Annotated in this window: 15 protein-coding genes; all 15 read left to right on the forward strand. The window is 29.3% G+C overall.

Annotated features, from left to right (window positions below; translation table 11 throughout):
• Positions 1-17 precede the first annotated feature (17 nt).
• Genes fliE through CHF27_RS02570 form a run of 15 tightly spaced genes read left to right on the forward strand, consistent with a single transcriptional unit; the run spans position 18 to position 12,875 of the window.
• Entirely contained in the window at positions 18-323 is a 306-nt protein-coding gene (fliE, locus tag CHF27_RS02500) for a flagellar hook-basal body complex protein FliE (protein WP_095405916.1), read from the forward strand.
• A gap of 22 nt (positions 324-345) precedes the next feature.
• A complete protein-coding gene (gene fliF, locus CHF27_RS02505) occupies positions 346-1,905 on the forward strand; it encodes a flagellar basal-body MS-ring/collar protein FliF (RefSeq protein WP_095405917.1) in 1,560 nt (519 codons plus the stop codon).
• A 21-nt stretch (positions 1,906-1,926) separates the two neighbouring features.
• On the forward strand, positions 1,927-2,985 hold the full coding sequence (fliG, locus tag CHF27_RS02510; RefSeq protein ID WP_095405918.1) for a flagellar motor switch protein FliG: 1,059 nt from the start codon (positions 1,927-1,929) through the stop codon (positions 2,983-2,985).
• Entirely contained in the window at positions 2,969-3,763 is a 795-nt protein-coding gene (locus CHF27_RS02515) for a FliH/SctL family protein (RefSeq protein ID WP_095405919.1), read from the forward strand. The genes fliG and CHF27_RS02515 overlap by 17 nt, the downstream gene beginning before the upstream one ends.
• Positions 3,760-5,067, forward strand: coding sequence for a flagellar protein export ATPase FliI (gene fliI / locus CHF27_RS02520; protein WP_095405920.1), 1,308 nt, complete (start codon positions 3,760-3,762; stop codon positions 5,065-5,067). Before CHF27_RS02515 ends, fliI begins: the two co-directional genes overlap by 4 nt.
• Positions 5,068-5,083: 16 nt before the next feature.
• Positions 5,084-5,524 (forward strand): flagellar export protein FliJ, encoded by a 441-nt coding sequence (gene fliJ / locus CHF27_RS02525; RefSeq protein ID WP_243444925.1) that lies wholly within the window; start codon positions 5,084-5,086, stop codon positions 5,522-5,524.
• 12 nt (positions 5,525-5,536) lie between these two features.
• Positions 5,537-6,766, forward strand: a complete 1,230-nt coding sequence (locus tag CHF27_RS02530; protein ID WP_095405921.1) for a flagellar hook-length control protein FliK — start codon at positions 5,537-5,539, stop codon at positions 6,764-6,766.
• Positions 6,767-6,777: 11 nt separating this feature from the next.
• Complete coding sequence (locus CHF27_RS02535) at positions 6,778-7,329, forward strand: flagellar hook assembly protein FlgD (RefSeq protein ID WP_095405922.1); 552 nt, start codon at positions 6,778-6,780, stop codon at positions 7,327-7,329.
• A 20-nt stretch (positions 7,330-7,349) separates the two neighbouring features.
• On the forward strand, positions 7,350-8,189 hold the full coding sequence (locus CHF27_RS02540) for a flagellar hook-basal body protein (RefSeq protein ID WP_095405923.1): 840 nt from the start codon (positions 7,350-7,352) through the stop codon (positions 8,187-8,189).
• A gap of 14 nt (positions 8,190-8,203) precedes the next feature.
• On the forward strand, positions 8,204-9,022 hold the full coding sequence (locus tag CHF27_RS02545; protein ID WP_095405924.1) for a motility protein A: 819 nt from the start codon (positions 8,204-8,206) through the stop codon (positions 9,020-9,022).
• Entirely contained in the window at positions 9,012-9,704 is a 693-nt protein-coding gene (locus tag CHF27_RS02550) for an OmpA family protein (RefSeq protein ID WP_095405925.1), read from the forward strand. Before CHF27_RS02545 ends, CHF27_RS02550 begins: the two co-directional genes overlap by 11 nt.
• A 12-nt stretch (positions 9,705-9,716) precedes the next feature.
• The gene (locus CHF27_RS02555) at positions 9,717-10,091 is read left to right on the forward strand and encodes a flagellar biosynthesis protein FliZ (protein WP_095405926.1); all 375 of its coding nucleotides are present in this window, start codon (positions 9,717-9,719) and stop codon (positions 10,089-10,091) included.
• A complete protein-coding gene (gene fliP / locus CHF27_RS02560; protein ID WP_095405927.1) occupies positions 10,075-10,761 on the forward strand; it encodes a flagellar type III secretion system pore protein FliP in 687 nt (228 codons plus the stop codon). The genes CHF27_RS02555 and fliP overlap by 17 nt, the downstream gene beginning before the upstream one ends.
• 14 nt (positions 10,762-10,775) lie before the next feature.
• Entirely contained in the window at positions 10,776-11,045 is a 270-nt protein-coding gene (gene fliQ, locus CHF27_RS02565) for a flagellar biosynthesis protein FliQ (RefSeq protein ID WP_095405928.1), read from the forward strand.
• Between the two features lie 9 nt (positions 11,046-11,054).
• Positions 11,055-12,875: a fused FliR family export protein/FlhB family type III secretion system protein gene (locus tag CHF27_RS02570; protein ID WP_095405929.1), complete on the forward strand. Its 1,821-nt coding sequence runs from the start codon at positions 11,055-11,057 to the stop codon at positions 12,873-12,875.
• Positions 12,876-12,882 lie beyond the last annotated feature (7 nt).

A 12,882-nucleotide genomic window follows, 5' to 3' on the forward strand; every position in this document is an offset into this window, starting at 1 on the left:
GAAAGTAGGGGAAGTATATGTCACAAATAGCAAGTATTGCTGCAACTTCTAATCCTTTTGCGACAGGAATAAGAACTGAAGTAGTAAGTAATGAAAATAAGGTAACGAATTTTTCAGATGTAATTAAGGGCGCTATAGAAAAAGTAAATGATAGTCAAGTGAATGCAAATAACAAAATAGAGGGTCTTGTAAAAGGTGAAGATGTATCTATGCATGAAGTTATGTTATCTGTTCAAGAATCACAAATGTCTATGCAGCTAATGTTAGAGGTTAGAAATAAACTATATGATGCTTACAAAGAGCTAAGCTCGGTACAATTGTAGCCTGTTAACAAGGAGTAGATATATGAAACCAAAGGAAATTTTAGAAAAAATAAAGGGATTTATAAGCGCCAAGAAAGAAAAATTCAAAGCATTAAAAAAAGAAAAGAAAATCATTATTATAGTAGGAATTATAGCAATAATTTTAGCGGGAGTTTTTGCTATAGGATATACAAAACAAAACAAATTTAAGCTTCTTTATTCAAGTTTAGATAATAAAGATGCAGCTAAAATTACTAAAGAACTTGAAAGTAAAGGTGTAGAAACAAAAATCGAAGGAGATAGTATATATGTTCCAAAGGAGCAAGTTGATAAATTAAGAATTGAATTATCAAGCAATATCTCTAATGGTTCAGTAGGATTTGAACTTATGGATCAAGGTTCTTCTTTTGGAATGACAGATGAAGAATTTGAAATAAAAAAACTAAGAATGCTACAAGGGGAAGTTGAAAAAAGTATAAAGACATTCCCACAGGTTGAAAGTGCTAGAGTTAATATGACTCCAGGGAAAGAGTCTGTATTTGCAAAAGAAAGTGAACCTGGAAGTGCTGCGGTTTATATAAACTTAAAAGCAGGAGAAGAAATAGACCCTAATCAAGTAAGATCAATAATGTCTTTAGTTAGTGCAAGTACTTCAAATATACCAAAGCAAAATGTTGAGGTAGTAGACCAATATATGAATCTTTTATCAGAAGGGTTATTTGATAAAGATGGAAAGATTAATTCAAAAGAAGGAAGTGCACTTGATGTAGCTAGAAAAGCAGAGAAGGATTTAAATAAAGAACTAGAAACTTCTGTAAAAACACTTCTTGAACCTATATTTGGAAAAGGAAAAGTAAAGGTTAGTGTAAATGCTGATTTAAACTTTGATTCAAAGGAGAAAACAGAATTAGTTGTAGATCCAAATAAAGTTATAAAAAGCGAAACAAAAAGTGAAAATACAACAACTGACTCAGGTAAAACTGGTGGAGCGGTTGATAATAATATGAATAATACTAAAGATAATACGAATTCAAAAACAACATCTAAAGAAGAAAAAACAGATTATAATACCGGAAAAGTAGAAACAAAAACTATAAAAGCTCAAGGGGAGCTAAATAGAGTAACTGCTTCTGTTGCTATTAACGGACAATTATCTAGAGTTGTTACGAATAATGTTGAAAAAATGGTATCAGATGCTATTGGATTCCAAGAAGGAAGAGGAGATAGTGTTTCTGTAGTAGCTATGGAATTTAATGCAAATGGAATGACAGAAGAAGAAATGGCTGCTAAGAAAGAAAAAGAGGAGGCTAATAATATTTTAAAAACAATAGGATATGTAGTAGGAGCTCTTTTAATTTTAATAGCTATAGCTTTAGGAATTATGTTTGCTATGAAGAAAAAAGCTAAAAATAAGGAAAATATGTTTGATGAAGATTCAGAACTTGATGTATTAAATCAAAAATTAGAAGAAATAGAAAAGAATAGACTTCAATATATAGAAGATAGTGAAGAAACTCTTACACTAGAAGAAGAAGTTAAGATATATGCTTCTGAAAATCCAGAACAAGTAAGAGACTTAATCAAGAATTGGTTAAACGAGTAAAGTAAAGGGTGGTTGGTTATTTTGGAAAAAGAAGTTACAAAACAAGGAAATGCATTTGACCTGGGAGATATTCCTAGGGTAAGAAAAGTAACTGGAACTAGAAAAGCAGCTGTTCTTTTAATGACTCTAGGGCCGGAAGTTGCATCTGGTATAATCAAAGAATTATCAGATAAAAAAATACAAAAAATAGGTGTGGAAATAGCGGGTATACAAACAGTAAACTCAAGAGAAAGAAGAGAAATCTTACAAGAGTTTATAGAAATGAATAAAGGAAGAGAGTTTGTTTTAGAAGGTGGTATTGACTATGCTCAGACATTACTTAATGGAGCTTTAGGCAATCAAAGAGCAAACAAACTTTTAGAAGGAATTAAATATGATGCATATACTAAGTTGTTTATATCTGCAAGAAAAGCAGAACCTGAGCATATATTAGGTTGTATTCAAGGAGAAAGTACTCAAACTATAGCTATAATTTTAGCTCATATTCAATCAGATAAAGCAGCTATGATTTTAAGTGAACTTCCTGAAAATATAAAAAATGAAGTTTCTTTAAAGATAGGAACTATCTCATCTATATCGCCAAATGTTATAAAGGCTATAGATAAAGCTGTTGAAAAGAAATTATCAGTTCTTGGTAAAATGGAAAAAGGAACTTCTGGTGGGGTTGATAGCTTAGTTGACATATTAACTAATGTAGATGGTCAAACAGAAAAAGGTATCATAAGTTACATAGAAGAAAGAGACGAAGAATTAGCAGAAGAAATCAAAGCTAATATGTTCGTATTTGAAGATATCATTAGACTTGATAATATGACTATTCAAGCAATACTTAAAGAAGTTAATGTTAAAGATATTGCATTTGCCCTTAAAGCAGCTACAGAAGAAATTTCTAATGTTATTTATAGAAATCAATCTCAAAGAGCAGCGCAAGCCCTTAAAGAAGAAATTGAGTTATTAGGTAAAATTAAGATATCTCAAGTTGAAGAAGCAAGACAAAATATTGTTAACGTTGTAAGAAGACTTGAAGATCAAGGTGTTATAACATTAAATAGAGGTTCAGACGATGACTTTATCATATAACAGTAGCAATGTAATTAAGAGAGAAAATGTAAAATTTAAGGGGAAAATAACTATAGGTAGATTCGAAAAACCTATAGTAGAGAATGCAGTAGGAGCTATAGCAGAAGAAACTTATCAGTTAAATGAAGAATTATTGAGGCAACAAGAAGAGATGGAACAAAAAATTATAGAAGCACAAAAACAATATGAGGAGATTCTTGAAAAAGCAAGTCAAGAATCTCTTGAAATGATAGAAAATTCAAAACAAGAAGCAACAGATATAGAAAAGAAAGCTTACGAAGAGGGTCATAGCCAAGGTGTTAAAAATGGATATGAAGATGGATACAAGGAAGCTTACGAAGAAAATATAGAAAAAGCTAAACAAGAGTCAAAAAAAATTTTAGATAGTGCAAATAATGTATTATTAAATGCTAATAAAGAAGTAGCAACTTATATATCAAGCAAAAAAGAAGAAATATTAAAATTAAGTATAAGTATAGCTGAACAAGTATTAAGAGAAAAATTTGAAGATGTAGAATCTATGGAAACTATAGTTAACAGCGTTATATCAGAATATGAATTAAAAGAAAATTTTGTTATAAAAGCGAATCCTATATATAAAGAAAGTCTATATAATCAAGTTACTGAATTAAAGGAAAGTCAAAGAATTAATGGTGATATCTTTGTGATAGGTGATGAATCTATAGAAGCTGGTAATGCAATAATAGATACTCAAAGAGGAAGATTACTCGTTGGAATTGATTCTGTATTAGATAAAGTAAAAGAGGAACTACTATGATAAATATAGATTTTGAAAAATTAATTCATATAGTTAAAGATATACCATCAGTAACATCAGAAGGAAAAGTAAAAAAAGTTATAGGACTAACTATAGAAGTAGAAGGCATAAAAGCATTTGTTGGAGAGTTATGTGTTGTATATAATCAGCTAAATAGCCCTATTGATTGTGAGGTCGTAGGATTTAAAGATGAAGAAATAATACTTATGCCTCTTGGAGAACTGACAGGTATAGGACCTGGATGCAGAGTAGTTGCAAAGGGAGTTCCACTTAATGTTAAATGCAGTGATGAACTTTTAGGTAAAGTTCTAGATGGTATAGGAAATCCAATAGATGGAAGTAGTATTTTAGGAGGAGAAAGATACAGTCTTTTCAATCAACCTCCAGATCCGATGAAAAGAAGAAGAATAACAGAAATAATGCCAACAGGAATAAGAGCAATAGATGGTCTTATAACTTGTGGAGAAGGACAAAGAATAGGCATATTTGCAGGTAGTGGAGTTGGAAAAAGTACCACTTTAGGAATGATTGCAAGGACAGCAGAGGCAGATGTAAATGTTATAGCTTTAATAGGAGAAAGAGGAAGAGAAGTTCTAGATTTTATAGAAAGAGATTTAGGAGAAGAAGGAATGAAAAAGTCAGTAGTTGTTTGTGCAACTTCTGACAAATCTCCTCTTGTAAGATTAAAAGGAGCGCTAAGTGCTACATCTATTGCTGAATATTTCAGAGATCAAGGTAAAAAAGTAATACTTATGATGGACTCTGTTACAAGATTTGCAATGGCTCAAAGAGAAGTTGGACTTGCAATAGGAGAGCCTCCAGCTCAAAAAGGTTATACTCCATCTGTATTTGCAATGCTTCCAAAACTTATGGAAAGAAGTGGACTATCAGATAAGGGCTCTATAACAGCTTTTTATACAGTTTTAGTTGATGGAGATGATTTCAACGAACCAATAGCTGATACTGTTAGAGGAATTTTAGATGGACATATAGTGTTATCTAGAGACTTAGCACATAAAAATCATTATCCGGCAATAGACATATTAAATAGTGTAAGTAGACTTATGAGTGAAATTTGCGAACCTGATCATAAAAAATCAGCATCATCTGCAAGAGATATATTGGCAATATTTAAAGAAGCTGAAGACTTGATTAATATAGGTGCATATGAAAATGGAAGTAATCCAAAAATTGATTTATCAATTAAATATATAGATAAAGTAAATAGTTTTTTAAAGCAGAGCGTAGATGAAACTACAATATTTGAAGAAAGCAAAAATAAATTAATTACATTATTTGATTAAAAGGGGACTGCTTAAATTGAAAAAATTTAAATTTAGACTTGATAAAGTATTAGACATAAAAATAAAAAATGAAGAAGAAAGCAAACTAAAGTACAGTCAAGCTCAAAATAGAAAAAAGATAGTAGAAGGCAAATTAGAAAATTTAAAATCTGACTATAATAAATACTTTGACATAAGCGAAGTTGACGACATAGTTACACAAAAGATAACTCTTGCTTATTTATCTTCATTATCACATTCTATAAAATCAACTACTATAGAAGTTGAAAAAGAAGCTGTGAAAGTTGAAAGTGCTAAAATTGAGTTTATTGATAAACAAATTGAAAGAAAATCTTTAGAAAAAATAAAAGAAGATAAATTAAAGAAACTTCTTAAAGAAGAAGAAAGAAAAGAACAAATTACAAATGATGAGTTTGCTTTATATGCATATATGAGAAATAGACCAGAGTTTGTGTAAAGGGTGAGTAAAATGAATTTAAATATTTCAGCACAATTTTCAAATAGCCTTCAAGGTGTAAGTGATTCTAAGGAATCTAGTAAAAGTAAAAATGACTTTTCAAATCTTTTCGAGTCATTAGGAGAAAGTAATGAGTTTGCTAATAATTCTTCAAAAGATAATAAAGATGATTTAATTAATTTAGAATTGCTTCAAATGATATTAAGTAATATACAAAATATACAACCAAACGAAAATATTGATTTAAGTAACTTAAAGGACGTGCAAGTTGAAGGATTTGATTTAAGTAAGTTAGATAATATAAAGTCGGGAAATTTACAAGACATACTTAATTCTATAAATGAAAAGTTAAATACGGATAATATGTCTAATGATGATCTTCAATTTTTACAAAAATTAGATAGCTTAATTAATAAAGAAGATTTTAGTGATAAAACAACAAATAATCAGACAGTATTAGATGAAAACAATGAAATTTATGATTTAATATTAGATAAAATAAAGAATAATAAATTTGAAAATGATAGTAATTTAAATGAAAAGAGTTTGAAAAATAATCAAGTTATAAGTACTGAAAAATCAACTGAATCTAATTCTAACTCAAATATAAATGATGATATAATTACGTTTAGAAGTTTAGAAGTTAAAAACTTACAAAATAGGAGTTCAGAAGATAAAGATACTGATGTATTAGAAAGTATTATAGACACGGGAGAAAATAAAAATTTATTATTTGTAAATTCAAACTTAGACACTAAAAATGTAGAAAATGTAGTAAAAGAAGGAAATAACGATACTCCTGTAAGTTATATAAGACAAGAGTTTATGGAAGAAGATATATTAAAAACTGTAAAATATTTAAAAACTAATAATCTTGAGGAAATGAAAATAAAAATAACTCCTAGAGAACTTGGTGAAATGACTATAAATCTAGTCAAAGATCTTGAACATACTAAAATATTAATAACTGTATCTAAACCAGAAGTATTTGATATGGTAAATAAAAATATTCAAGATATAACTAAGCATTTAAGTGATTTAAATATAAATGTTAAACAAGTATCTGTTGATTTAAAAAGCAACAATGAACATTTTTTCTCAGACAACTTGAATCAGGAGTTTAATAGAAGAAATCAAGAGAATAGCAAAAAAAGAACTAAGAATGAAAATTTAGGAATTGAAGATATAGAAGAAATAACAGATATTAAGCAAGAACCAAATAATCTAAATATTTTAATTTAAAGGGGGTCATTATGAATACTTTATCATCTAAAAGTACAGATACAAACATAAGTACTCGTAGTACAAAAAATACTACAAAAACTGAAAATGGTACTAAAGTAGTTGCTTCAGGAGAAGGAGCTGATAAAGATTTATTTTTAAAATTACTAGTGGCTCAAATGAAAAATCAAGATCCATTTAAACCACAAGATCCAACTCAGTATATAACTCAGTTAGCTCAGTTTAATAGTTTGGAAAACTTGATGGCTATAAAAGATGGAATGAATTATGTAGCAAATATGGGTAATGGACTGTTAGTAAACTCAGCTATGAGTACAGCAGCTTCACTAATAGGAAAAAATGTAGAAGTATTTTCACAACAAGATGATTCAACACAGATAACAAAGCATACTGGAAAAGTTGAAAATGTTTATATAGAAGATGGAGTAATCAATATGAATATAAAACTTGATGAAACTGGTGAAGTAAAATCATTTACATATGATTCTTTACTAAAGGTTAGTGACCAACCAATAACTAGTGATAAAACAGAAGAAGTTACTAATACAGATAATAATATTTAAAATAAGGGAGAGTAAAAATAATGTTAAGATCAATGTACTCAGGAATAAGTGGAATGAAATCTAATCAAACGAGAATGGACGTTGTAGGGAATAACGTTGCAAATGCATCAACAACAGCATATAAGAAATCTAGTGCTCGTTTTACTGATACTTTATACCAAAATAGTATATATGCAAGTGCTCCAAGTGGAGGAATAGGAGGGGTTAACCCAGGACAAGTTGGATTAGGAGTAAAGGTAGCTGGAATTAATAAGAATATGATACAAGGTTCTATGCAAACAACAGGAAATAATACAGACTTTGCTATAGATGGTGATGGATACTTTACAATAGATAAAGGAAAAACTGGCGCACCAGAAATAGTTTATACAAGAGATGGTTCATTTTCTATAGATACAAACGGTGATTTAGTAACTGCAAATGGATACCATGTTGTAGATTCAACAGGAGCTCAAATAAATATACCTAATGAGCATCCAAAAGGATCTACAGATCCTAAGAAAAAAGTAACTTCATTTACAGTTTCAAAAGATGGTAGTGTTTCTTTAGCACTTGCAGACGGAACTAAAGCAGATAATACTAGTGGATTTAATGTAAAGTTAGGAATAGCTGTATTTAAAAATCCAGCAGGGCTAGAGGCTTTAAGTGGTAACTTATATGGAGTAACTGGAAACTCAGGTGCTCCAATTGCAAATGCTAAATATGGTAATGTAAATCAAGGTGCAATAGAAATGTCAAACGTAGATTTATCAGAAGAGTTTACAGAAATGATAGTAACAACAAGAGCCTTTCAGGCATCAAGTAAGGTAATTACAACAAGTGATGAAATCTTACAAGAGATAATAAATCTTAAGAGATAGTTAGGAGAGAATAAATGAAAAAGCAAGATATACTTACACCAATAGGGTTAATATTAGTAATAGGGACAATGCTTTATGGTGCTAATGGTGAATTAGGTTTTGGTATATTCTTTGATATTCCATCAATAGTAATAACAATAGTAGGATCTTTTGCAGCTGTACTTATAACATTCTCTATGACTGATATGAAAAGAATGTTAAAGATAATAAAGATGAGTTTTTCAATGAACAGTGTTTTTAAGCCAGATTTAATAGATCAATTCAAAGAATTATCAAAGAAAGTTAGAAAAGATGGTTTCTTGGCTATTGAAGGAGAAATTTCTGAAATAGAAGATGACTACTTAAGAAAAGGCTTAGAATTAGTAATAGATGGAATAGAACAAGAAAAAATAAAGGAAATATTAGAACTTGAAATGATGGAAACTGAAAATAGTTACAACCAAGGTTCTCAAATTTTTAAAATTTGGGGATCTTATGCACCAGCATTTGGTATGTTAGGAACTTTGATAGGTCTTATACAGATGCTTGCAGGTGGGCTAGGTGATACAGACCAAATAGCAACAGGTATGGGTAAAGCTCTTATAACAACACTTTATGGAGCATTTGCTGCAAGTGCTATATTAAACCCATTAGGATTTAATGTACAAAATAAGGGACAAAAAGAAGTTGCTACTAGAGATATGATGTTAGCTGGAATAATGAGCATGCAAGATGGTGACAATGCTAGAATTATAGAAGAAAAATTATTAGCATTTTTAAGTGAAGAAGAAAAAAAAGTTTATTTAAGTAGAAGTGATAGTAGTTCTAAAGGAGTTGGAGAAGATGTCGCGTAGGAAAAGAGGTAACGAGGAAGAGGTAAATACTGAAGCTTGGATTACGACCTATTCCGATACGATAACGTTGCTTCTTACCTTTTTTATTTTACTTTATTCTATGGCAGAAGTGGATAAAGAAAAAATGCAGCAAGTATCAGATGCAATGCAAACTCAAATGGTAGGAGAAGTTAATGTTAAGGGAGACAAGCCTATTAAAGAACCAATTTCGGACTATGATGCTTTAGTAGATAAAGTAAATAAATCAGTAAAATCAAATAATCTTACAGATGTAGTTAAGGTTAGACAAGAAGAAAAGGGAGTAGTTCTTCAGTTAGATGAGTCAATATTATTTGACCCAGGTATGGCAGATTTAAAAGAAAATAGTAAAGCAGTTTTAAATAGTATAAATGTATTACTTACTGATATGAAAAATGATATATTAGTTGAAGGTCATACAGATAATGTTCCTATGCATACAGAAAAATATGGGTCAAACTGGGAATTATCAACAGCAAGAGCTGTAAGTGTTATAAGATATTTCATTGAAGGTAAAGGTCTTGATCCAGCTAAATTTACAGCAAAGGGATATGGAGAGTATAAGCCTTTAGTCGAAAATACAACACCAGAAAATAAAGCAATAAATAGAAGAGTTGATATACTTATAGTTGAACAAAAGGAGACTAAAGTAAAAGGAGACTAAAGAAGAATTGTCATGGATAATCTTTTACAATACTTAATAAATTTAAGTATATTTATACCAATTATTATTATTATGATAGTGGTATCTATAAAGGTCAGTAGGGCCAATTTAGAAAATCTAAGTATTTATAAATATACTAAAGTAATAGATAGAACAAGTTTAAATAAAGATACAAATGTATTTGTTTTAAAAATAGGTGATGAAGGATGTGTAATAGTTTCTTCATCATCATCGATAGAAAAAATTAAAGATTTAAGTAGCGAAGAAGTGAAAGTAATAGAAGAAAGAAATAATAGAAAAAACTTAAAAGTAAACAATTTTAAATTAAATAAAATAAAGCTTAAGAAATCTAATGTAAAGGGGGAGAACAATGGAGATACTAAATAATTTAGCACCAAATTTAAATAATTTAACACCAAATTTAAATAATCTTACTCCCCTAATACAATTATTTTTATTCTTAACTTTATTGATGTTTTTACCAACTCTTGTATTTATGATGACGAGTTTTGTAAGAATAATTATTACATTTTCATTTATAAAATCAGCATTAGGAGCTCAGCAATCAATTCCAAATCAAATTTTAATGGGAATAGCACTTGCTCTTACAATTTTTATTATGGCTCCTGTGGCTACACAGATAAATGATAATGCAATTCAACCATATATAAAGGAAGAAATTAAATTCGAAGAAGCGCTTAAGGAAACTGAAAAACCTATAAAGAAGTTTTTACTTAAGCAAACTAGAGAAGAAGATATAAAGCTATTTGTAGATAGTGCAAATTTAAATAAAAAACAAGTGAGTAGGGAAAATATACCACTATATGTTTTGGTTCCATCGTTTGCAATAAGTGAACTTAAAACAGCATTTCAAATAGGCTTTTTAATTTATATACCATTTTTACTTATAGACTTAGTTGTATCAAGTACATTAATGTCGATGGGGATGTTTATGCTTCCTCCAGCAACAATTGCTTTACCTTTTAAATTGTTGTTATTTGTAATGGTAGATGGATGGAATTTATTAATTAAATCTTTACTTTTAAGCTTTTCATAATAAGGAGATATGTTATGACTGAAAATATGGTTATGGGCATAGCAAAAGAAGCTTTATACACAGGGATGTTAGTTGCAGGACCGATACTTATATTATCACTAGTAGTAGGGTTGTTAATAAGTATTTTTCAAGCGACAACACAAATACAAGAACAAACGTTAACGTTTGTGCCAAAGCTAGTTGTAATACTTGTAGCTTTAGTTATAGGTGGAAGTTGGATGCTACATGAATTGATGAAATTTACTACAAAAATTATGAATTTAATATCTGTAATAACTAAGTAGGAGTAAAATATGATACTTATATTTATTAGATTAATAACATTTTTTGCTTCTATAAATGTTATATTTCCATCAGGTACACCTAAAGTGTTTAAAGTGATTTTTTCCTTATTTATGTCCGTGGTAGTATCATTTACAGTAGATGTAGATGTTCAGATTGAAAGTACGATTAGTTTAATTAATTTTTCTGTGACAGAAACTATGACTGGTTTAGTTCTAGGATATATAACTAGTATATGTTTTAATAGTTTGAAAATAGGGGGGAGTTTAATAGATCAACAGTTAGGATTATCTATGGCAAATATATATGACCCAAATACTAAAGATCAATCTACACTTATATCAAACTTAATGTATTGGATGGGGATTGTTATATTCTTTGGAATAAACGGACATCACATGCTTATAAGAGGAATCCAACAAAGCTTTTTATTAGTTCCAGTAGGAGAATCTATAATAAGCAATAATTTACAATATATAATAAATGTGTTTGTTCAATATGTAATAATAGGAATTAAAATAGCTATACCAATAATAATATCATTAATAATTGCCGATTTAATAATGTCACTTATATCTAGAAGTATACCGCAGTTGAATGTAATGATTGTTGGAATGCCGCTAAAATTATTGGTTGGTATTATGATTTTAATGATATCTTTACCATTTATATTAACAGAAATTCATAATTTATTTAATAAGTTGCCACATATACTTGATGGAACTTTAGCTATGAATGGTAGTTATTTAGGCCCGATTGGAATTATATTATCAGCTGGAGATAAGACAGAAGAACCAACGGCTAAAAAGAAAAGCGATGCTAGAAAAAAAGGTAATTTAGCAAAAAGTAAAGAGATAGTAAATGCTGTTTCATTAGTAGCAATTTTACTTTTGATTTATATAATGGGAAATTTTATGATATCTGAATTTAAAACTTTTTTTATAACATTTTTTAGTCAAGATTTAACTAAAACTATAGATTATAATTTTTTACAAAACTTGTCTATTGATGTTGGAATTAGTTTTATGAAATTATTTTTACCTATGGGTGGAGTGATTATGGTAGTTTCTATAATAGCTAACATAGCTCAAACTGGATTTTTATTAACGGGAGAAGGTTTAAAACCACAGTTATCAAAGATTAATCCAATAAGCGGACTTAAAAACATGTTTTCTTTAAAAGCATTAGGAAATATGGTGAAAAGTATAGTGATTATGACGATACTTTTAGTAATAGGATATTCATTTGTTAAGAATAATTTTGAAGGTATTATAAAAATGGGAGATATATATTTCCCTTATATGATATACACAGTAATTGATCTTATAAAAGAGCTTTTAGGACGTATATCTATAGCAGTAGTTATAATAGCAGTGGTTGATTTTGTTTATCAGAAATTTACTCACAAAAAAGGTCTTAGAATGACTAAACAAGAAATTAAAGAAGAGTATAGACAAATGGAGGGAGATCCTCAATTAAAAGGAAAGATAAAACAAAAGCAAAGGGAAATGGCATCACAAAGGATGATGCAAGCAGTACCTTCGGCAACAGTTATTGTAACAAACCCAACCCACATATCTATAGCAATAAGATATGAAAAAGGAAAAGATACTACACCGGTTGTAGTAGCAAAGGGTGCAGATGTAGTAGCTTTTAAAATAAGAGAAATAGCAAAGGAACATGATATACCTATTATTGAGAATAAGCCATTAGCGAGGCTTATATATAAGAAGGTCGAAATTGATCAAGAAATTCCAGAGGATATGTATCAAGCAGTAGCTGAAGTATTAGTAGCTGTTTACAAAATAAAAAATAGATATAAGAGGATGTAAAAAGAGA

It is taken from the genome of Romboutsia maritimum (genome assembly GCF_002251085.2).
Lineage (GTDB): Bacteria > Bacillota > Clostridia > Peptostreptococcales > Peptostreptococcaceae > Romboutsia_B > Romboutsia_B maritimum.

Coding starts and splice junctions, on each gene's coding strand:
- fliQ (WP_095405928.1), top strand. CDS start 10,776: ATGACTGAAAATATGGTTATGGGCATAGCAAAAGAAGCTTTATACACA.
- CHF27_RS02540 (WP_095405923.1), top strand. CDS start 7,350: ATGTTAAGATCAATGTACTCAGGAATAAGTGGAATGAAATCTAATCAA.
- CHF27_RS02555 (WP_095405926.1), top strand. CDS start 9,717: ATGGATAATCTTTTACAATACTTAATAAATTTAAGTATATTTATACCA.
- fliP (WP_095405927.1), top strand. CDS start 10,075: ATGGAGATACTAAATAATTTAGCACCAAATTTAAATAATTTAACACCA.
- CHF27_RS02515 (WP_095405919.1), top strand. CDS start 2,969: ATGACTTTATCATATAACAGTAGCAATGTAATTAAGAGAGAAAATGTA.
- fliF (WP_095405917.1), top strand. CDS start 346: ATGAAACCAAAGGAAATTTTAGAAAAAATAAAGGGATTTATAAGCGCC.
- CHF27_RS02550 (WP_095405925.1), top strand. CDS start 9,012: ATGTCGCGTAGGAAAAGAGGTAACGAGGAAGAGGTAAATACTGAAGCT.
- CHF27_RS02570 (WP_095405929.1), top strand. CDS start 11,055: ATGATACTTATATTTATTAGATTAATAACATTTTTTGCTTCTATAAAT.
- fliE (WP_095405916.1), top strand. CDS start 18: ATGTCACAAATAGCAAGTATTGCTGCAACTTCTAATCCTTTTGCGACA.
- CHF27_RS02530 (WP_095405921.1), top strand. CDS start 5,537: ATGAATTTAAATATTTCAGCACAATTTTCAAATAGCCTTCAAGGTGTA.
- fliI (WP_095405920.1), top strand. CDS start 3,760: ATGATAAATATAGATTTTGAAAAATTAATTCATATAGTTAAAGATATA.
- CHF27_RS02535 (WP_095405922.1), top strand. CDS start 6,778: ATGAATACTTTATCATCTAAAAGTACAGATACAAACATAAGTACTCGT.
- CHF27_RS02545 (WP_095405924.1), top strand. CDS start 8,204: ATGAAAAAGCAAGATATACTTACACCAATAGGGTTAATATTAGTAATA.